The sequence below is a fragment of the Longimicrobium terrae genome (assembly GCF_014202995.1).
Taxonomy (GTDB): domain Bacteria; phylum Gemmatimonadota; class Gemmatimonadetes; order Longimicrobiales; family Longimicrobiaceae; genus Longimicrobium; species Longimicrobium terrae.
Genome location: NZ_JACHIA010000001.1, coordinates 392,556 through 411,273, shown reverse-complemented (window position 1 = coordinate 411,273; position 18,718 = coordinate 392,556). Strand labels below are relative to the sequence as shown.

The following is an 18,718-nucleotide window of genomic DNA, read 5'->3' as shown; positions in this document are numbered from 1 at the left end:
TGCGCTAAATACTCTTCGGCTTACGAACCTTCCCCCTCGCGCGCATTGTTTCGTCGATGACGGCACCGATCAAGAAGGTAGGATCTGCAGTCGCTGAGTATCGTGCAGCGAAGGGCTGGTCGCAGGAGCAGCTTGCAATCCAACTCCCAGGTATCAGCCGTACGGTCCTGTCGCATTTAGAACTAGGCACCGAACTACCACCCCCTGACCGCGTCGAGCAGATCGCGCGAAAGCTGGGCATGCCGCGACGACTATGGGCGATCGCGGCACGTCCCGGGTATCTCGAAGCGATGGAGTTTCAGGACATACTTAGCGAGTTACTGGGTAAGTCTGTCTCGCTTGAGTCATTGGACGACATATCACAAGAATTGGCGGTTGAAGCCATCGCCGAGCTATTGCATACAGGCATGTCTGTTGATCAGGCTCATGACCACTTCAATGCGGTATTGACCTTCTACGGCGAGAAGTCAACGACTGCTCAGTTCTACGAGCGCTTCTTGGGTCGGCATGCCTTCGCCAGTGTGGACACCTTCCGAACGAAAGTAGTGGAGTTTCAGAAGATCGCCTTACGGATTTACGGTAGCTTTCGACAGGCTTTCAAACGGTTAGCATACACAACCGACATTGATTATGAACTAGCTGTTTTGAACCCGATAGATGAAGCGGAGTTTACCCGTCGCACTCGCTTCCAGTCCATCCAAGAAATCCCTGTCGAACGTCTCGGGGACTTGGGGTATATTTCCGTCGAAAGAGTGCAGCGGGAAAGCCGTGAACGACAGGAACTTTCGGACAAACTGATCGAGATAGCTGCTGGAATGCGCGCCGAGCCGAGTTCTTGGTTTTCGAAGATTCCGGCTAAGCGAATAGCCCGCACTCAGACCCTGCTTCGCAAATTCGATTCTACGATCGATTTAGAGCCCGGTCTGTTTGGCGTCACTGACGCGGACGTTCTTGAGCAAGAAGCACGTCGTATCGCGCCAGAAGACGCTGATCTAGCTCGGATTGGTGCAACGAATGAAATTGGCTTACGCAATTTAGTCACATATCTGACTGAACCGTACATGGATGTTTACATCGCAACATCCATGCGCGAGCGTGCGGATTTCGTTTCTGTCAATTCGTTTGTACAACGATTGTTTGCAGCTCCGGAGGTGGCGCACCTAAACCTGCGGTACTTCAATCCGACGCAGTCCTCGATCGCTGATCGCGTCGCGAAAGGACTGGTAGAGGCGCTCATGCTACGACGTGCACGCCTTACGGTCTATATGGCCCAGAAAGGAGACACATTCGGGAAGGACAGTGAAGCTTCCGTGGCTTTGGGGCAAGGTAAGCCCGTGATCGTGTATGTACCACGACTTTTCGACAGCAGTGCTGGGGTCGATTCGGCAAGCCTGATGCTTCTCGATGAGCGAGCTCTTGCGGCTAAGAGGAATGAGCTCGGGGTTGATGAAGAGGAGGGATCTGATCGGTATGCTCAGGTTACCGAGCTTCTCAGAGCATCTCTCAAACGAGTTGCCCAAACCGATTTGGTGCGTATCATTGAGGCACATTGGGCTGATTTCGACCTGTACGGAGAGTTGAACGAACTCCCCGATGTGTTCCGCGAGGATGCACGACGCTACCTTGATCGACTTACGAGAGGTGAAGCTCCCTCTATCCCGTCCGATGAAGTTTTGCACGGTTTGATGGAAATCCTGATCCGCATCGCTTTGTTTTTTGAGAGGCGTGCTCGCACGTTCCGCGAGATTCACCCGCTTGCGTTGCAGGTGATCCTGAGCACCGGCGTACTGAACGGTATTCTGGTTGTTCGCTCGCCAGAGATGTGCGCGAGGGTCATGCAGAATCTGATCACGAACACAATTGAGACTGATGTCCTCATTGACGATCAGAACTATATGCTCGTGGAGCGGATAACTAGAAGCACTCTCCGCGTAATATCTAAGAACAAGTTGCTGAACAATGCATTTTGGACACAATACTTCGTAGAATAGGTCGGTGAGACTCGCAGAATTGCAGGTAGGGCCAAGATGTCTACGCCAAGTTTCTTCTGGCGAGAACGTCCACATGGCTGAATCCGAGCCAGAGTCTCTCTGTCGCTTTTCTTGACTCTACCTGGGCTTACGCCCGCCGCGGAATTGACGCGGCGGGCGCTTTGCTGCCTTATATCCGGATTGCACGCCCTTCACCAATCTGACCGGCACTGCATGGCCGAGGCATTATCCCGTCTGGCCGGACGAAAGGTCGCGTCAGGACCCTCAGCGCCTTGGCACGCGCGGTGTGCAAAGCCCGCAGTCGTGAGAAGTTTGCCGTGTGAGTTGGCTTCGCAAGAGAGAACATGACGAATGATCATCTCTTACCCACTGGATCTACTACGGGATGTTGTGTTCCCGATTCAGATCGATCTTGGGTTCAGCCCATCCCTCTATTCCGGATGTGAGAATCAGATACAGTTCTTTAGCGGTCACCCGATCACCAAATCCGGTAGTGTCGCTCAAATCCCGGAAACCGGTGTAGCCGGAGCAGGCTTTTCCCGCGGGAGAGACCACGAGAAATTGATCCATGTTGCCTATACCGAATTTCAACAGTAACCAGCGATTCGGAAGCAGGTGCCTTATATTGGATGAGGACGCAAGTGCGTCTTTTAAATTAAGAATTCCGGATTGGTGACCTGTTGTGAACCCGTTCAAAGTTTGTACTTCGGAGATGATAATCGTGGAATCATTGGTGAGCTGCTGCAGCTCGGAAAGAGAAAGCCTGTCGTACAGGTCATGGGGAACAAGATCTACTGCTACCTCGCATCCCCTTTGCCTGCAGAACTGCATTGCACTAAGGCATGTAGACCGCGTAGGTTCACACAACAATTGGTACCCGGGGACGAACAAAGCTTGGCACGTAGACAAGTTTGAGTGAAATAGCTCAAGGTCAGAGGGATCAAGATTGTCGCTGGGCGACTTAGCACTCGTCACAATCAACCTGGTTCCTGATGTTACACCATCTGCTCTGTCATGCAGGATCATCACCGTTCGAGACGGGATTGTTGGATCGCGACGAACGACTGTGCGGATGGATGTGCCCTTCAACAAGTCCGTGATTACGTCCCCTACTATATCACAGCCAACTGCGGATAAGAGATTTACGTCGGTGAAGCGTTGAACCGCAGCCAATGCGAAGGAACCTCCTACTCCACCAAGGCGCGTTTGCACGGGTGCGTGGACAAGCAGATTTTCGGTTAGCTCTCGTAAAGAGACGGTTTCCAGTCGCGAGATTACGTCCAAGTTGATTTCGCCGATTACTGCAATTGATAAGTGCTTTGACATCTCATAGCCTGTCGGAGATAGTGGCGTGTGATCAGCAGTTTCGATCTTCTAACCTTTACTCGCAACCACAACAGCTACAATGATTCCCGCAATGGTCATGAGTATACTTATGACACTTACTGCCGTCGTAAACTGTTCCTTGTAGGATCTCAACTCATTTTTGAAGTCTCGGTGTTCCTGCTGGATGCTTTGTAGCGCTTCGGAAACACGCCGGATTTCGGTGTGGAGCTCTTCGGAGATGTGCGTTCTCGAAGTGGTGGGAATCGGAATTTGATTATCAATTTTTTTTTGAGTTTTTTGATGTTTTTCAGTCCATCCATAAGCAGCTGGTATGTCGGTAGTGCTGAACTCTACGGTAAAGATCTGATCCAAATAGGTCAAGCAGATACGGACATCACCAGCGTTGAAAACAGGCACGATCAGAATACCGTGAAAACCTGGGTCGATCTGAGGGCTAAACAGCGAGGTCAGACCCTTCTTGGCCCATGTCGACATGATCCCGTTATGCCCGACCATATCATTCGGCATCCTCAGCATCTCGTGCGTGGAAACAAGGGCGAACTCACCGGGGTCAATGTTGAGAGTGGGGTGGATACTGTTCAACGACGCTATCGTACCTGCTTTCGCGTACTGACTACCCAAACGCATGTCATACGAAGCTCCTTGCTGGCCCGCAGGGTCGTAAGGCTCAATCAATCGAACTTTCTTCACTAGATCTTCAATCTGTGAATGCACCAGAACGGACATAGATTGACTTCTCCGTGGAGTGATGGCAGACTATGATCACATCGAGCAGTCTACAGTCGCCTGACCAAAGCGGCAATACTGATCTTTGTCCTCCACCTTTCCTCCCGGGCAGCTTGGCTTGCTTTCTGCTCTTTCGCCCGCCGCGTAGGTTGCGCGGCGGGCGTTTTGCTGCGTTGAATCCGGGTTGCACACGTCTACACCGAATCTGAAACGGAGCCGCATGGTCGAGGTCGCCAGCACCCCTCCCAGCGAGCGTTATCCCGGGCGGCCGGACGAAGGCCGCATCGTCGTCATCGCGCCCACGCGCGCGGCGTGCGAAACCATCGAACTCGGCGTGCAGCTTACCGGGGTCGACACCATCATGCAGCGCGAGCACGGCGAAGAAATCCGTCAACTGGCGCGTTCCGGACGCGGATTCGGCATCATGGCCGGCACCGGGACGGGAAAAACGCTCGCCATCCGCCCCATCGCGCAGGAAATCCTGGGCACGCAGGAACTGCGCGTCGGTGTCGTGAACCGTGAGCGCGAGGCCACGCCCGAGACGCCCAGCTGGAACGTCGTCATCGTCACCACCGGCATCGCGCGGCGGTGGCTGCAGGACTCGCTCATCGACAGCAACGACGTCGTCATCGTCGACGAAATCCACCAGACCAGTGCGGAACTGGAGCTGTGTCTGGCGCTGGCCAAGCGCGCCGGGTGCCGCTTCATCTGGCTCTCGGCCACGGTCGATCCCACGTTCTACAGCAACTACCTGAACTCGGCCGCGGTCATCGAGTCCAGCGCGTTTGACCCCGCGATGGCGGCGGACGTGCGGATCAGCAACACCAGCGACCCCGTCAGCTTCCTGGGCGACCGCTTCATGCGGCACGTGGTCAAGAACAAGCGCGGCGTCGCCGTCTTCGTCCCCACGCGGGCGGGAACCGAGCGCATCGCCAAGGAAGTGTCTGACCGCTGGCGCGAAGTGCTCACCGAGTTCTACCACGGCGGCGAGCCCGTCGCCAAGCTGCGCCCGTTCCTGGAAGATGAGGGCGCGCCGCATCCGTTCGTGCTGGGGATGACGGCCGCGGGGCAGTCCGCGCTCAACCTGCGCGGGCTGGACACCGTCGTCATCGAGGACGCGCAGTTCACGACACTGGTGAAGAAGGGCAAGAGCGTGCTGACGCGCATGCCCCTGGGCGCCAACGAGATCCTGCAGATGGCGGGGCGCGTGCACGGCCGCGTGCCCAACGGCGAAGTGTGGATCCTGTCGGAGCGCAACATCGACTTCTTCGCGCTCCGGCCGACGGAGCCGCACTTTCAACTCGCCGGCGACCCCGAGCGCGTCGCCATGACCTGCGCCGACATGGGCGTCCGCGCGGACGATCTGGATCTTCCGGTGCCGCTGGACCGCATCGCCTACGCGCGCTCGCTGGAACTGCTGACCACGCGCGGCATCATCGCCGAGGGACGGCTGACGCGCTACGGGCGGGAAGTGGAAGTGCTCCCCGTCGACCGCGCGTACGGCGAGCTGCTGGTGCAGGCGGACGAGCACCTGGTGCCCGTCGTGGCCACGTGCGCGTCCATCGAGTCGCTGCACCGCATGCTGCGCCAGCAGGACAACGACATCGGCCAGTACGTCGTCCCCGGCAGCGACCACCTGACGGCGTACGCCATCTATCGCGACGCGCTGGAGCAGACCGGCACGCTGGGCACCGTCTACGGCCTGCCGCGCCACATCTTTGATCCGCAGGCGCTGGAGCAGTGGGCCGAGGAGCGCGGCGTGATGATGCGATCGATCGAAGACGCGGCGCTCGCCATCGCTTCCATCTACCGCGGGATGGATCTGGAACTGCCCCGCAAGATGCCCAAGCTGAACGCCAGCCTGATCCGTGACTGGCAGTCGCTGGTCGCGCGGCTGATGCCGTTCAGCCTGGTGATCGACGAGGAGACGGCGTGGGGCGAGGAGGTTTCCGTCAGCAAGACGAGCGTGGCGGGAGCGTACGGCGCCGTCGCGGGCGAAATCGTCTACTTCGCCGACAAGATGGGGCGCGCGCGCGGCTCCATCAGCGGCACGCAGCTGCCGCACGACCTGATCTGGGAGTTCGCCGCGCCAGGCGACGCGCAGGTGGTGTACGACAACGCGCACCGGCGCGCGCCGTTGCGTCTGCGGCGGGAAAGGGCGTTCCACGGCTTCGTGCTGGAGAACCAGGACGAGGCCATCGACCGCTTTCCGCGCGGGCAGGAGGACGAGTGCCGCAAGGTGCTGGCGCAGGCGATGGTCACGGGGCAGGCGTACCACCGCGACCTGGCCGCCAGCCGCGAAGCCATTCACGAGCTGCGCGACGTCTACCGCCGTTCCGCCGGCCGCACACCGGGGATGAACGAGCAGGCGCTGACGGACTACCTGTCGTCGCGCCTGGCTGGCGTGAACAGTTACTCGGAATTCCTGGAAACGCCGCTGCGGATCAACGCGGACGAGCTCGTTCCCGCGGCGGAGCGCGCGCGGTGGATGGCGCTTCCGGGGAGCATTGAGCTGGATGGGCGCGAGTATCCGCTCAACTACGCGTTCGAGGGTGACGAGGCCGTGGTGCGGGTGCAGATTCCGGCCAAGTTCCTCAACCATCTGGATGAGGCGCACCTGCCGGAACTGGATCGTCCGCTGCACTTTACGGTCACGCGCGGCAAGCGCGATTCCATCCGCGCGTCGTCGCTCGCCGAGGCGCGGCGGCTGGTGGAGGAAGCGTTCGCGGCGGAGCGCGCGGAGCGTCCGGCGGAGGGCGGCGGCCGTGGGGGCGGCGGAGGCCCGCGCCGCGGCGGCCAGCGCGGCAGCGGCGGTCCGCGCGGGGCAGGCGGATCGGAGGAGCCGCAGCGGGGCAGGGGACAGGGGCGCAACAAGAAGCACAAGCCCGGCCCGCCCAAGGGTGGCGCCAAACGCAAGCGCCCCCGCTCCTGATTTTGTAGAACGCCGCCGCGAGTCTTCTCGCGGCGGCGTTCTCGTTTGATGTCATCCCGGGTCTGACCCCAAACCTTGTCACGCCCCCAAACCTGTCATCCTGAGCGAAGCGCCGCACCGGCTTTTGTCGACATGCCGAGCTCCGGCGCGTAGTCGAAGGATCTTGCCACGGCAGATTCGGCGCGCGCGACAGACGGGGAACGGATCAGACTCGGATTGCGGTGCTCGTGGCCGGCGATGTGGCAAGATCCTTCGACTCGCTGCAACCAACGGTGCGGCGGAGGGTTGGCCGTGGCCGCTCGCTCAGGATGACATAGTTGGGAGTGCCGCCCCCGACTGGTCGCCGTGGTCCATCGTACGACAGAAGGGCCTCACACAGAGCCGCAAAGCAGCAGAGAAAGAACAAAAGAAAGGGAGGAGGACCGAATTCCGGCCCTCCTCCCTTTTTTCCTCTGCTTCTCTGCTGCTCTGCGTGACATCGCAGTTGCCCTTACCGCAGCACGCGGAGTTCCCTAAGCCGCCACGCGCCGTCTTCCCACACCGCGCCCACGTAGATGATGGACGACAGGTTGTCAGACACGCCGCGCGGGCGGGAGAGCCACGTAAGCTCGCCAAAACCGCGGACGGGCGCGCCGCCGCTGATGGTTACCTGTCGCGGCCGCACGGACACGTTTTCCCGCTCGCCGAACAGCCGGCGCAGCGCGGCCGACGCATGGCGCTCCTGCACCTCGCCCGGGCCGTCGCCAGCCAAGTCCAGCAGGATGCGGCCGTCCGCCGGCGCCAGCGCCACGATGGCGTCCGCGTCGGCGCGCGACCATAGCGTGGCGATGCGGGCGACGAAGTTCTCCAGCGGCGCGGGCTGCTGCGCGGCGAGTGCGCGCGGCAGCAGCACCAGCATGATCAGCGGGAGAAACAGGGAAACGATCCGTACGATCTTCATCTATGCCGTCACCGGTAGTGAATTCAGTTCCGCGAGCGCGCGGGCCATCGCCGCCGCCGGGTCCGCCGCGGCCGTGATGGATCGGCCGAGGATGATGTAGTCCGATCCCAGCCGCGCGGCCTCCGCAGGCGTCGCCACGCGGGCCTGGTCTCCCGCGACGTCGCCGGCGAGGCGGATTCCGGGCGTCAGCACGCGGAAGCCGTCACTCGTGGCACCGCGCACCGTCGTGACCTCGTGTACGGACGATACCACTCCGTCCAGGCCACATTCTTCCGCCAGCCGCGCGAGGCGGGCCACTTCCGCGCCCGCGTCCACCGAGTCGCGCCCCCACGCTTCCGCCGCCTCGCGCTCCGTCAGCGAGGTCAGCAGCGTCACGCCCAGCAGCCGCGGCGCGGACGGGCCCGCTGCATCCCTCGCCTTTGCCGCCGCACGCATCATCGCCGCGCCGCCGGAGGTGTGGATCGTCAGCAGGTCGGCGCCGAGCCCGGCCGCGCTGGTCACCGCGTGGGCGACGGTGGCGGGAATGTCGTGCAGCTTCAGGTCCAGAAACACCCGGCATCCACGCGCCGTCATGGCCCGCACCACGTCCGGCCCCTCCGCCGTGAACAGCTGCAGACCAACCTTTACGTAGTCCGCGGACGGGCCGATGCGGTCCAGCAGGCGCTCCGCTTCGGCGCGCGAGGGGACGTCCAGGGCGATGATCGCGGTGGGGCGCATGGGCGGGGCTCCATAACTGATTGGGGTGAGTACACTTCGGCCCGCCGGGAAGGTCCGGGCGGGCCGATTCTCATCTTAGGGGACGACGATCAGTCGCCGGCGCTCTGCCGTCGCTCGCTGGCGGCAAAGAAGTCGCGGACGCCTTGGGCAAGCTGCTGGGCGATGCGCTCCTGCTGCTCGGGATCGTTCAGCATCGCCTCTTCGGTGCGGTTGCTGATGAAGCCGATCTCCACCAGCACCGCCGGCATGAACGCGCCGACGAGCACGGCGAATCCCGCCTGCTTTACGCCACGGCTGCGACCGGGATGCACCTCGCGCAGCCGGTTCTGAATCATCTGCGCCCAGTCGCTGCTTTCGCGCAGGTGCTGGTTCTGCCGCAGATCGCTCATGATGAAGTCCAGCGGCGTGTGGCCGTTCGGACGCTCCTCGTACCGCTCCGCCGCGTCTTCCATCGCCTGCACGCGCTGGGCGTCCGCCGTGCGCGCCTCGGCCAGAAAGTACGTCTCGTACCCCGCCTCGGCGCGGCTGGGATTCGCGTTGCAGTGGATGGACATGAACAGCGCCTGCTGCCCCTCGTCGCGCCACGCGTTTGCCATGCGCCCGCGGTCGCGCAGGGCGATGAGCGTGTCGCGGTCACGCGTCATCCGCACCTCGTACGTCGGATCGGCGGACAGAATCTCCGCCACGCGCCGCGAGATGCGCAGGTTGATGTGCTTCTCGCGCGTGCCCGACGGCCCCTGCGCGCCCGGGTCCACTCCGCCGTGTCCCGCATCGACCACGATCAGCCGGCGACGCGGCGGAGCGTTCGGCGCGGCGGGCGCATTCGGCACGGAAGCCGTCACCGGCGCGCGCGTGGCGGCCGAGGCCAGCGCGGCGGGATCCACCCGCAGCGTACGCGCGTTCGCATCGACCGAAACCGCCCCGCCCGCCATCTCTCCAAGGATCGCCAGGAATGCGGTGGGAACGTAGATCACGCCACCCTGCGAGTACGTGGGCGACGCCAGCATGCGCGGCTGCCCATCCACCCGCACGCCGGGCGAGTCCACGCGCAGCGCGAACTGTCGCCCGCCCATTCGCACGATCACCTCGCCGCCCTCGTACGCCACCTGCGCGCCCACGTTGACGAGCGAGGAGACGGGAATGGCGGCGTAGCCGCGGTCCGTGGCTTCCGTGACGGAAACGGCGTCCGTGCCACTCGCCAGCCGCCACGAAGCGGGCGCGGGCTGCGCGGGAAGCGCCGTCGTCGACGGCGCGGCGATGGCGAACAGAAAGAGGAGAGTCGCCAGAACTCGCATCCGGCTGCTCCAGAACGGCATCTAGCGGTTGTCCTTGTAGGCGCGCTCCATGTCGCGCGCATCCGCGCGTTCCTTGAGCGTTTCGCGCTTGTCGTGCAGCTGCTTTCCCTTCACCAGCGCCAGGTTCACCTTGGCGATGCCGCCGCTGAAGTGCAGGTCCAGCGGAACGAGCGTAAGCCCCTTCTGCTCCACCTGTCCCACCAGCTTGCGAAGCTGATTGCGGTGCATCAGCAGCTTGCGGGGGCGCAGCGGGTCGTGGTTGAAGCGGTTGCCCTGCTCGTACGGGGAAATGTGCAGGTTATACAGCCACAGCTCGCCGCGGTCCAGCCGGGCGAAGCAGTCCTGCAGGTTGGCGCGCGCCTGACGCAGCGCCTTTACTTCCGTCCCCAGCAGCACGATTCCCGTCTCCCACGTATCAAGGATGTGGTACTCGTACCGTGCCCTGCGGTTACTGACGATGATCTTGTTTCCCGCGTCAGCCTTCTGGTCTGCCATGAACCGGATCGTGCGTGCGTGAGCCGCGCCCCCGGAACGGCGGCGCGGCGTTTCAGTCGGTGATCAGTAGATGAAAACGGGCGTGCCGACTTCCACCTCGTGATACAGCTGGCGGGCGGCTTCGTTGGTCATACGGATGCATCCGTGCGACACGTCCTGGCCCAGCAGTTCGGGCTTGTCGGTGCCGTGGAGCGCGATGCCCTCGCCCAGAAAGAGCGCCGTGGTTCCCAGCATCCCTTCTTCCCACCGCGCTTCTGAACCGGGGGCGGGGATGGGCGTGCCGCGCTCGATGTAGGCCCAGTCCGGCACGTACCAGCGCGGGTTCTTTTCCTTGCGCTGCACGCGGAACATGCCGCGCGGCGTGCTGAACTCCCACTTCTGCCCGGCGCCTTCCAGCCGCGTGCCCGTGCCCGTGCCCACGACGGTGGACCACAGAACGCGCTCTTCCTCCATCATGTACAGCCGGTGCTCTTCCAGCGCGATGACGATGTAGCGCTCGGCACCGACGGGCGGATCGCGGTACCGTGCCGCGCCCTCACGCGCCACGCCGTGCGCCAGCGCCAGCGGCGACCCCGGCAGCGTCTGCGCCGAGCCATCCGCAGCACCGAAGACCGCCATCAGCACGACTATCAGCGCCGCGAAGAACCCACTTTCGTACTTCCGCACTCCCGCACTTTCGTACTTCATCATTCCAGCAACTCCCGTTGACGTCGGCGGATGCGCATCAGGTCGTACACCTGCGCCACCTCGCCGCCCAGCACGAACACCACGGCCGAGTAATAGATCCAGAACACCAGGATGATCAGCGAGGCCAGCGTGCCGTACGTGGACTGCCAGTCGCCCACGTTGGCCACGTACCACGCAAAAGTCCCCTTGAGCGCTTCCCACACCACGGACGTGAAGACGGCGGCCACGATGGCGATGCGCCACGGCGTCTTTCGTTTGGGCAGAAAGCGGTACATCAGCACGAACATCAGCAGGATGAAGCCGAACGCCAGTATCCGCGCCAGCGCCCGCTGCATCGCCACCACCTCCGCCCGGCCGGACAGCCCCAGCGTCTGCACGCCGTAGTTCTGCGCGGCCTCCACCAGAACGGTGGTGCCGGTGTTGAGCAGAAACAGCGTTCCCGCCACCAGCACCATCTGGATGTCGAAGATCTTGCCATCGACGATGCCGCGCTCTTCCGGCAGGTCAAAGATGTGCTTGAGCACCGACCGCAGCGTGCCCACCAGCCGCGTGGACGACCACATGAACAGCACCAGACCGACGATGCCGAAGCGCGTGCGCCCGGCCACCACCTCGGTCACCAGCGCGCGGGTGAGCGTCACCACCTTCTGCGAGGGTGGAAGAATGCTCACCACGTATTCCACCGCCGCCTGCTGCGGGTCGTCCACGGCGCGCTGCAGCACGTAGCCGAACACGCCGATCAGCATCAGCAGAAACGGAACCGCCGCCACCAGCACATTGAAGGCGATGGCGCCGGACAGAAAGAAGATGTCGTCTTCGCCCGCCTTCTGGTACACCCGGCGGATGAAATCGAACCATCCGCCCATAACGCGCCGAAGGGCCGCGCCGGCGGCCCTCCGCAGCACCGTCACCCGCGACGGGGAAACGGCCGGTTCGCTCATGGCCGCAGGGACGAACGCGCGAGCGGCGCCGTCACTTCGCCACGTCGCCGTCCACCAGGTCGCCCGCGTCCGTCTCCGTGCTCACGCGGGTGATCACCACCTCCTGCACCACCATGCTTCCGCCTTCCGGACGATCGACTGGAGGACGATCGGCCGTGGCCCGTTCCGCCGCGGGCCGGCTGAGCGTGAGCGCCGGCGGGGCGGGCTCTCCTTCGATGGTCACCCGTGCGCCCGACGAACCGGCGGAAGGGGACAGCGGAGTGAGCCGCGGGCCGGAGGGAACCGGGACCTCGCCGCGCTGGCCGGAGCGGTAGCTGGCCTTGGCCTCGGCCACGCGGCGGCGCAGTTCCGACTGGGCCTGGGCGGCGGCGGCGCGGCCGTCTTCCACGGCGGTGCGCGCCTGGTCCACCTTGGTGTCCACGGCGCCGCGCACGGCGTCCACGCGCTCGCGGCCGCGGTGCACCCATCCGCTGACGGATGCGCGCGCCTCGTCCACGCCGCCGGCCGCGGTTTCGCGCAGGCCGCCGGCCACGCCGCGAAGGGCGCGCTGCGTCTCACGTCCGGAGCGCGGGGCCAGCACCAGCGCGATCCCCGCGCCCACGATCATCCCCAGCACGAACGTGCCGGCGCCCCCGCCGCGCTCTTCAATGACGATCTGCGGCAGGGTGGGCTCGTTGCGCATTCGGGTTCCTGATGGAGATGGGTTCAGTGGAGGCTGAGCGCCTCCGTGGGGGAGGCACCGGCCTCCAGTACGTCGCGAAAGCGGCGCAGGTCCAGCGGCTTCTGAAAAAAGTAGTCGGCCTCGCGCCGAAGCGTGCTTTCCGCCTCTTCGCCGCCGCACCCCGCCGTGATGACGATGACAGTGATGCCGCGCTCGCCAGCGGAGCGGATGGCGCGCACCACCTGCAGTCCGTCGATGTCGGGGAGGTAGAAGTCGCACACCACCGTGTCGGGGCGAAAGTCGGTGAGCCGTTCAAGGCCGCGCCGGCCGTCTTCCGCCGTGCACACCGTGTAGCCTTCCTCGTCCAGGAGGCTCTTGAGCGCCTCGCGGGCGCCCGTCTCGTCCTCGATGACGAGTATGCGTTGTGCCGGCATCGTCTGCAACCTCCAGTGCGGCGTCCCCCGGCGAGACGCGGGCCTGCCATTCCTTCCGTGGACAGAGAAAGGCAATCGGCATGCCACCCGAAAGGCCGCCGAAGCGATCGCCGCGCACCCGGAGGGGTGCGCGGCGATGTTGATGACTTGCAGAGACTTGCGTGATCACACGCATCCCGCCACCGGCCGCACTTCACGCGCCTCCGCGTGCGCGCGGCGGCCAGATCAGCGGCGGCGCCGTCCTCCCATGAGGGCGCCCAGCAGCCCGCGCGCGAGCGTGCTGGCGAACGACTTGGCGGTCGGCGAGCGGAGGATCTGCTCCAGCGCGCTCCGCTCCTCCTTCGGCTTCCGCTTCGGCGCATCATCTCGGGTCGAGCGGGAAGCGGAGCGGGACGGCGCCTTTTCCGCCTCGTCCTCCGCGTCCGCCATGCGCGCCTCAAGCAGTTCGCGCGCGCTCTCGCGGTCCACCGCCTGCGCGTACCGCCGCACCTGCGCCGAAGCCGCCAGTTGCGCGCGCAACTCCTCCGCGGTCAGCGGGCCCATGCGCGACGTGGGGGGAACCATCCGCGTCGCGAACGGAGGCGTGGGCACACCGGTTGGCGACAGCGTGGTGACCAGCGCCTCGCCGATGCCGAGCGACGTGAGCGTCTCCTGCACGTCGTAGAACGGCGTCCTGGGATACGTTCTCGCGGCGGAGCGCAGCGCTTTCTCATCGTCCGGCGTGAACGCGCGCAGGGCGTGCTGCACGCGGTGCCCCAGCTGGCCCAGCACTTCCGCCGGCACGTCGCGCGGGTTCTGGGTGATGAAGAAGACGCCCACGCCCTTGGAGCGGATCAGGCGGACGACCTGCTGCACCTGCTCCAGCAGCGCGGGCGGCGCGTTGTCGAACAGCAGGTGCGCTTCATCAAAAAAGAACACGAGCTTGGGCTTGTCGGCGTCGCCCACTTCGGGGAGCGTGTGATACAGCGTCGCCAGCATCCACAGCAGAAAGGTGCTGAACAGCGCGGGCCGGTCCTGCACGTCCTGCAGCTCCAGGACGCTGACGATACCGCGGCCGTCCGGCGCCGTGCGCAGCAGGTCATCCACGTCGAACTCCGGCTCGCCGAAGAGCAGATCCGCGTCCTGCTGCTCCAACTCCACCAGTTCGCGCAGCAGCACGCCGACGGTCTGCTTGCTCATTCCGCCGTACGCCTTGAGCTCGTCCGCGCCGTCGTCCGACAGGTACTGCAGTGCCGCGCGCAGGTCGGAAAGGTCCAGAAGGAGCAGGCCCTTGTCGTCGCAATACTTGAAGACGAGCGTCAGCACGCTGGTCTGCGTGGCGTTCAGCCCCAGCACGCGCGCCAGCAGCAGCGGGCCGAAGGAGGAGAGCGTCGCTCGCATCTGCGCGCCGAGCGCGCCGCTCAGGCTCAGGTACTCCACGGGCATGGCGGACGGATTCCACACGTATCCCGTCTCCGCCGCGCGTGCCTTGACCCGTTCGCTCGCCTCGCCCGCCGCGCCGATGCCGCTGAGGTCGCCCTTGACGTCGGAGAGAAAGACGGGGACGCCGGCCGCGGAAAGCTGTTCGGCGATCAGCTGCAGCGTCTTGGTCTTGCCCGTGCCCGTGGCCCCGGCGATCAGCCCGTGGCGGTTCATGAGCGAGAGCGGCAGCGTGACGACGGGCTCGGGCGCGCACTGGCCTTCGTGCACCGGCGCGCCGAGGGTGATGGCGCCGGTCTGCGAAAAGGCCGCGCGCGAGGCGGCGAGGACTTCGGGATTCATCGCGAGTGGGGCAGGGTGGAATGAGCGACGAGCGCCGCCGTCGCTGGCGGCGCTCGTGAGATTTGTCGGATCAGTTGCCGAAAAGTCCGCCCAGCTTGCCGGCCACGTCGCCCAGCCCGCCGGCGCCGCCGGCTCCGCCGCCTTCCACCATGCGCTTCAGGTTGCCGCCGATAGGAGCCGGGAGCCTTCCGTCCAGGAATTCGACGGCGGCGTGGGCGGCCTGCGCGGCTTGGGCCTGCGGGATGCCGGTGCGCGTGGCGATCTGCTGGGCGAGTTCGTCGACCATGGACATGAGCCGTCTCCGCTGGATGGGTGAGAGCGTGCCTTTCGCGGCAAGCTCACGCCAATCCGTGCGCGGCGCAAGGCTCGGGTTGATCGCATAGATGGAAGAACAGCCGTTTCACACGGAGGTCACGGAGTATGCACGGAGGTCACGGAGGAAGGACAGGAGAAAAGCATCACGCAGAGACGCAGAGCCGCAGAGAGAAGAGAGAAGAGAGAAGAGAGAAGAGAACGCAGGGATTCTGGCTTGCTTCTTCTTTCCTCTGCGTCTCTGCGGCTCTGTGTGAGGTTCTTTCTGTTGCTTTTCCTCCGTGACCTCCGTGCATCCTCCGTGGCCTCCGTGTGAAACGGCAGTTGGCACACCCGGCCCATGCACCAAAACCAGGAGCCACGCACCGAAACATCGGTGCGAGGCTCTGGTCATGGCGAACTGATTTCGAGGACTTGGCCTGGTTTGATCGTGTGAAGTGCTTCGTTGACCTGCGGTATCAACGGCGCAACGTCCTGCCTGCGGTTGCTGAAGGCACGGATCACGACGACGGCAAGCGAGAGTGCGCGCACATTCTGCTGGTGCGGAATCCCGCGATCCATCGTGATGAGCGCATCGAACTCGGCTTGGGCAGCGCGAAAGCAGAGCCTCATCGTCCAATCCGCTCCACCCTCGCTCCGAAACCGTGCTTACTTGGAACTCGGGCGCGAAGAGAAGGCGAAGTCTCCGATCCAACTGCTCATCAAGCAGCACGCGCATCGGTCAGCGCCGCATCGAGGGCAAGTTCAAGGAACGCTTCCGCCTGCTCCCGACGAACGCCGGGAAAGCCATCGAGGAAATCCTCGAGGGTATCGCCGGCGATCAGGTGAGAAATCAGGCTTTCCACGGGGACTCGGGTTCCCGCGAACACGGGCGTGCCGCTCAGGAGCCGTGGATCCTTGGTGATGATCTCGTGTCGATTCATCGTGCTCACTCCCGCTGACAGGGGCGGACGTTCCATTGTCAAAACTCTCGCGCGTTCTGCTTCCGCGCAAGGAGACCGAATGCGACAGAGCCGCGCACCGAAACATCGGCGCGCGGCTCTGGCATCCATCAGAACGGACGAAAACGTCAGGCGGGAACGGCTTCCGCGGCAACGGCCTGGTTCAGGCGGTTGCGAAGCTCGTCCTCGTCTATGCCCAGCAGCGTGGCCGTCTTGGTGTGGTCGCCCTCGGTGAACGAGAACGTCTTGAGCACCAGCGTGCGCTCCGCCTGCTGCAGCGACGTGCCCACCGGAACCCGCACCTCGCGGTCTTCCGACGAAATCAGCTCGTGCGCGCGCAGGTCGCCCAGCGTCACCTGCTCGCCGCGGGCAAAGATGGCCGCGCGCTCCACCGCGTTCTTGAGCTCGCGCACGTTGCCCGGCCAGCGGTACGCGTTGATGAACTCCAGCGTCTCCGGCGCAAACGACTTCAGCGTCTTCTTGCTGTTTTCTTCCGCGAACCGGCGCAGAAAGCTTTCCGCCAGCAGCCGCACGTCGCCGCGGCGCTCGCGCAGGGGCGGCAGCGTGAGGGGAATCACCGCCAGGCGGTGATACAGGTCCTCGCGCAGCTTCCCGTCCTCGATCGCCTTGTTGATCTGCTTGTTGGTGGCGGAAACCACGCGGATGTCCACGCTGATTTCCTTCTTGCCGCCCAAGCGCCGGAACGACCGCTGCTCCAGTGCACGCAGAAACTTCACCTGGATGTCGGGCTCCATCTCCGCGACTTCGTCCAGGAACAGCGTGCCGCCGTCCGCCAGCTCGAAGCAGCCCTGCTTTTCGTTGATGGCGCCGGTGAAAGCGCCCTTTTCGTGGCCGAACAGCTCGTTCTCCAGGATTTCCCGGGGGAACGCGGCGCAGTTGATGGCCACGAACGGGCCCTTGGCGCGGTTGCTCTTTTCGTGGATGGCGCGCGCGACCAGTTCCTTGCCGGTGCCGCTCTCGCCCACGATGAGGATGCTGGCGCTGGTGGGCGCCGCCGCCTCGATGGTGGAATAGATGGCCCGCATTTCGTCGGACTGGCCGATCATGTCCACGAAGCGCGTCAGGTTGGCCAGCCGCTCTTCGAGCTGCTTGTTGGCCTGCTTGACCTGGAACTTCTCCAGCGCCTTGGGAATCAGCTCCCGCAGGCGGTCGATCTTGAGCGGCTTTTCCAGGTAGTCGTACGCGCCCTCGCGCATGGCTTCCTTGGCCGACTCGACCGAGCCTTCGCCGGTGATGATGATCATCTCCGAGGCGATGCCGGCCTTGCGCATGCGCGAAAACAGCTCCAGACCATCAACCTGGGGCATGCGCAGATCGGCCAGAACCACGCCGTAGGCGTTGGCCTGCACCAGCTTCCACGCGGTGTTTCCTTCGGTGGCGGTATCTACCTCGTAGCCTTCGTCGGCCAGGAGCATCTGCAGCCCCTCGGCGATGTGGCGCTCGTCGTCAGCGACGAGGATCTTTTCAGGCATGCCCGTGTTTGGTCGGGATGGAGTCTGTGGAATCGAACGTTTCAAGATACCGACCGGGCGAGGGAAAGGTCAACCGCATGCCATCAAAGCACGTACGATACGCTCAGATGCGTCCGCCGGGAAGGGTGAAGGTCCGTTCGCCGGCCTCCACCTCCACGCGCCCGCCCACCGATTCGGCGAGCGCGGCGGCCACGGAGGTGCGCTCGCCCGCGGTTTCCGGGGGAGCTCCCTGAATGAGCAGCACCGACTGGCCCGTTTCACCGCGCACGCTGACGTGCAGGGTCTGGCCGGCGGGAAGCGCATCCAGCGCATCGAGCACCAGGTTCAGAATGATCTGGCGCGCCGGCTGGCGCCCCACCGTCACTCTGCTCATGGTGCCGCTCGTATGATACTCCACCCGCGCCTCGCGGTGCCGTGCTTCCAGCTGCACCAGCTCCATCACCTCTTCCACCAGCTCGGTGAGCGTGGTTTCTTCGCTTCCGCGGTCGGGGCGCGACAGGCGCAGCAGCAGGTCGATGCGGCGGCTTACGCGGTCCAGTTCCTCTCCCAGGACGCCCGCGTAGCGCTGCACCTCGTCGCCGCCTTCCAGGCGGGAAAGCCGCCGCTTGAGCACTTCCAGGTTGATGACCATGGAGTGCAGCGGGTTCTTGATCTCGTGCGCGAGGGCGTCGGCGAGCCGCTCCAGCAGTTCGAGCTTGTTGGCCCGGACGGCGAGGGGATCGGCCACGACGAGGCCGGACGTTTGGGTGCGGATGTCGCTCACGTCTGTGCTGGGGGTTGCGTCGGGCGCCGGCGGCACCGGGATGCGGGCTCCGCCGCGCCCTGGTGGACGCGGGCCGGCGCCACCCGGAACCGGGCGGGACGGCCTTCACTCCGGCCGGGTTAGCAGGTTTCGTTCCCGCCGCCGGGGCGGCGGCGCGCCGGGGATGAGGCACGTGCGCCCCACCTTCCGCTACCCGCCAGACAATGGCTTCTGAAACAGATCGATCCGCGCTTCGCGATCTGTACTCTTCTCATCGTGCGCCTTTCGCGCGCAGAAACGGGG

Annotated in this window: 18 protein-coding genes; 2 read left to right on the top strand and 16 right to left on the bottom strand. The window is 64.3% G+C overall.

The genetic code is table 11. From position 1 onward, the window contains the following. Window positions 1-56: 56 nt before the first annotated feature. Window positions 57-1,991, top strand: a complete 1,935-nt coding sequence (locus tag HNQ61_RS01845; protein WP_170031118.1) for a helix-turn-helix domain-containing protein — start codon at window positions 57-59, stop codon at window positions 1,989-1,991. Between the two features lie 378 nt (window positions 1,992-2,369). On the opposite strand, the gene HNQ61_RS01840 is transcribed toward HNQ61_RS01845, so the two are convergent. Together HNQ61_RS01840 and HNQ61_RS01835 are read right to left on the bottom strand one after the other, a co-directional pair. Next, on the bottom strand, window positions 2,370-3,317 hold the full coding sequence (locus tag HNQ61_RS01840) for a carbohydrate kinase family protein (protein ID WP_170031116.1): 948 nt from the start codon (window positions 3,315-3,317) through the stop codon (window positions 2,370-2,372). 48 nt (window positions 3,318-3,365) lie between these two features. Then, window positions 3,366-4,064: a dCTP deaminase domain-containing protein gene (locus HNQ61_RS01835; protein WP_170031114.1), complete on the bottom strand. Its 699-nt coding sequence runs from the start codon at window positions 4,062-4,064 to the stop codon at window positions 3,366-3,368. A gap of 220 nt (window positions 4,065-4,284) precedes the next feature. On the opposite strand from HNQ61_RS01835, the gene HNQ61_RS01830 reads away from it, so the two are divergent. Further along, window positions 4,285-6,996, top strand: a complete 2,712-nt coding sequence (locus HNQ61_RS01830; RefSeq protein WP_170031112.1) for a DEAD/DEAH box helicase — start codon at window positions 4,285-4,287, stop codon at window positions 6,994-6,996. 490 nt (window positions 6,997-7,486) lie between these two features. Here the strand turns inward: HNQ61_RS01830 and HNQ61_RS01825 are convergent, their stop codons facing one another. The 14 genes from HNQ61_RS01825 to HNQ61_RS01760 all read right to left on the bottom strand — a co-directional run bounded on the left by HNQ61_RS01825 (window position 7,487) and on the right by HNQ61_RS01760 (window position 18,436). Next, complete coding sequence (locus HNQ61_RS01825) at window positions 7,487-7,936, bottom strand: hypothetical protein (RefSeq protein ID WP_170031110.1); 450 nt, start codon at window positions 7,934-7,936, stop codon at window positions 7,487-7,489. After that, window positions 7,937-8,653 (bottom strand): orotidine-5'-phosphate decarboxylase, encoded by a 717-nt coding sequence (gene pyrF, locus HNQ61_RS01820; protein WP_170031108.1) that lies wholly within the window; start codon window positions 8,651-8,653, stop codon window positions 7,937-7,939. Between the two features lie 89 nt (window positions 8,654-8,742). Continuing rightward, window positions 8,743-9,948, bottom strand: a complete 1,206-nt coding sequence (locus HNQ61_RS01815) for an N-acetylmuramoyl-L-alanine amidase (protein ID WP_170031106.1) — start codon at window positions 9,946-9,948, stop codon at window positions 8,743-8,745. A gap of 21 nt (window positions 9,949-9,969) precedes the next feature. Then, on the bottom strand, window positions 9,970-10,443 hold the full coding sequence (gene smpB, locus HNQ61_RS01810; RefSeq protein ID WP_170031104.1) for an SsrA-binding protein SmpB: 474 nt from the start codon (window positions 10,441-10,443) through the stop codon (window positions 9,970-9,972). A 63-nt stretch (window positions 10,444-10,506) separates the two neighbouring features. Beyond that, window positions 10,507-11,133, bottom strand: coding sequence for a L,D-transpeptidase (locus HNQ61_RS01805; protein WP_170031102.1), 627 nt, complete (start codon window positions 11,131-11,133; stop codon window positions 10,507-10,509). Next, the gene (locus HNQ61_RS01800; RefSeq protein WP_170031100.1) at window positions 11,130-12,071 is read right to left on the bottom strand and encodes a YihY/virulence factor BrkB family protein; all 942 of its coding nucleotides are present in this window, start codon (window positions 12,069-12,071) and stop codon (window positions 11,130-11,132) included. The genes HNQ61_RS01805 and HNQ61_RS01800 overlap by 4 nt, the downstream gene beginning before the upstream one ends. Before the next feature lie 31 nt (window positions 12,072-12,102). Then, window positions 12,103-12,753 (bottom strand): YtxH domain-containing protein, encoded by a 651-nt coding sequence (locus HNQ61_RS01795; RefSeq protein WP_170031085.1) that lies wholly within the window; start codon window positions 12,751-12,753, stop codon window positions 12,103-12,105. Window positions 12,754-12,776: 23 nt separating this feature from the next. Beyond that, window positions 12,777-13,166 carry a response regulator gene (locus HNQ61_RS01790; RefSeq protein WP_170031083.1) on the bottom strand — a complete coding sequence of 130 codons (390 nt, stop codon included), beginning with the start codon at window positions 13,164-13,166 and terminating at the stop codon, window positions 12,777-12,779. 225 nt (window positions 13,167-13,391) lie between these two features. Next, window positions 13,392-14,927 carry a helicase HerA-like domain-containing protein gene (locus HNQ61_RS01785; RefSeq protein WP_183685460.1) on the bottom strand — a complete coding sequence of 512 codons (1,536 nt, stop codon included), beginning with the start codon at window positions 14,925-14,927 and terminating at the stop codon, window positions 13,392-13,394. A gap of 70 nt (window positions 14,928-14,997) precedes the next feature. Beyond that, entirely contained in the window at window positions 14,998-15,219 is a 222-nt protein-coding gene (locus HNQ61_RS01780; RefSeq protein ID WP_170031081.1) for a hypothetical protein, read from the bottom strand. A 410-nt stretch (window positions 15,220-15,629) separates the two neighbouring features. Then, complete coding sequence (locus HNQ61_RS01775) at window positions 15,630-15,851, bottom strand: hypothetical protein (RefSeq protein ID WP_170031079.1); 222 nt, start codon at window positions 15,849-15,851, stop codon at window positions 15,630-15,632. A gap of 89 nt (window positions 15,852-15,940) precedes the next feature. Then, the gene (locus HNQ61_RS01770) at window positions 15,941-16,162 is read right to left on the bottom strand and encodes a DUF433 domain-containing protein (RefSeq protein WP_170031077.1); all 222 of its coding nucleotides are present in this window, start codon (window positions 16,160-16,162) and stop codon (window positions 15,941-15,943) included. A gap of 146 nt (window positions 16,163-16,308) precedes the next feature. Then, the gene (locus HNQ61_RS01765) at window positions 16,309-17,673 is read right to left on the bottom strand and encodes a sigma-54-dependent transcriptional regulator (RefSeq protein ID WP_170031075.1); all 1,365 of its coding nucleotides are present in this window, start codon (window positions 17,671-17,673) and stop codon (window positions 16,309-16,311) included. Window positions 17,674-17,776: 103 nt separating this feature from the next. Next, window positions 17,777-18,436 (bottom strand): histidine kinase dimerization/phospho-acceptor domain-containing protein, encoded by a 660-nt coding sequence (locus HNQ61_RS01760; RefSeq protein WP_170031073.1) that lies wholly within the window; start codon window positions 18,434-18,436, stop codon window positions 17,777-17,779. Between the last annotated feature and the right edge of the window lie 282 nt (window positions 18,437-18,718).

Bases quoted from the DNA above. Each gene is read 5' to 3' on its own strand.
- HNQ61_RS01845 (WP_170031118.1), top strand. From the start codon at position 57: ATGACGGCACCGATCAAGAAGGTAGGATCTGCAGTCGCTGAGTATCGT.
- HNQ61_RS01840 (WP_170031116.1), bottom strand. From the start codon at position 3,317: ATGTCAAAGCACTTATCAATTGCAGTAATCGGCGAAATCAACTTGGAC.
- HNQ61_RS01835 (WP_170031114.1), bottom strand. From the start codon at position 4,064: ATGTCCGTTCTGGTGCATTCACAGATTGAAGATCTAGTGAAGAAAGTT.
- HNQ61_RS01830 (WP_170031112.1), top strand. From the start codon at position 4,285: ATGGTCGAGGTCGCCAGCACCCCTCCCAGCGAGCGTTATCCCGGGCGG.
- HNQ61_RS01825 (WP_170031110.1), bottom strand. From the start codon at position 7,936: ATGAAGATCGTACGGATCGTTTCCCTGTTTCTCCCGCTGATCATGCTG.
- pyrF (WP_170031108.1), bottom strand. From the start codon at position 8,653: ATGCGCCCCACCGCGATCATCGCCCTGGACGTCCCCTCGCGCGCCGAA.
- HNQ61_RS01815 (WP_170031106.1), bottom strand. From the start codon at position 9,948: ATGCGAGTTCTGGCGACTCTCCTCTTTCTGTTCGCCATCGCCGCGCCG.
- smpB (WP_170031104.1), bottom strand. From the start codon at position 10,443: ATGGCAGACCAGAAGGCTGACGCGGGAAACAAGATCATCGTCAGTAAC.
- HNQ61_RS01805 (WP_170031102.1), bottom strand. From the start codon at position 11,133: ATGATGAAGTACGAAAGTGCGGGAGTGCGGAAGTACGAAAGTGGGTTC.
- HNQ61_RS01800 (WP_170031100.1), bottom strand. From the start codon at position 12,071: ATGAGCGAACCGGCCGTTTCCCCGTCGCGGGTGACGGTGCTGCGGAGG.
- HNQ61_RS01795 (WP_170031085.1), bottom strand. From the start codon at position 12,753: ATGCGCAACGAGCCCACCCTGCCGCAGATCGTCATTGAAGAGCGCGGC.
- HNQ61_RS01790 (WP_170031083.1), bottom strand. From the start codon at position 13,166: ATGCCGGCACAACGCATACTCGTCATCGAGGACGAGACGGGCGCCCGC.
- HNQ61_RS01785 (WP_183685460.1), bottom strand. From the start codon at position 14,927: ATGAATCCCGAAGTCCTCGCCGCCTCGCGCGCGGCCTTTTCGCAGACC.
- HNQ61_RS01780 (WP_170031081.1), bottom strand. From the start codon at position 15,219: ATGTCCATGGTCGACGAACTCGCCCAGCAGATCGCCACGCGCACCGGC.
- HNQ61_RS01775 (WP_170031079.1), bottom strand. From the start codon at position 15,851: ATGAGGCTCTGCTTTCGCGCTGCCCAAGCCGAGTTCGATGCGCTCATC.
- HNQ61_RS01770 (WP_170031077.1), bottom strand. From the start codon at position 16,162: ATGAATCGACACGAGATCATCACCAAGGATCCACGGCTCCTGAGCGGC.
- HNQ61_RS01765 (WP_170031075.1), bottom strand. From the start codon at position 17,673: ATGCCTGAAAAGATCCTCGTCGCTGACGACGAGCGCCACATCGCCGAG.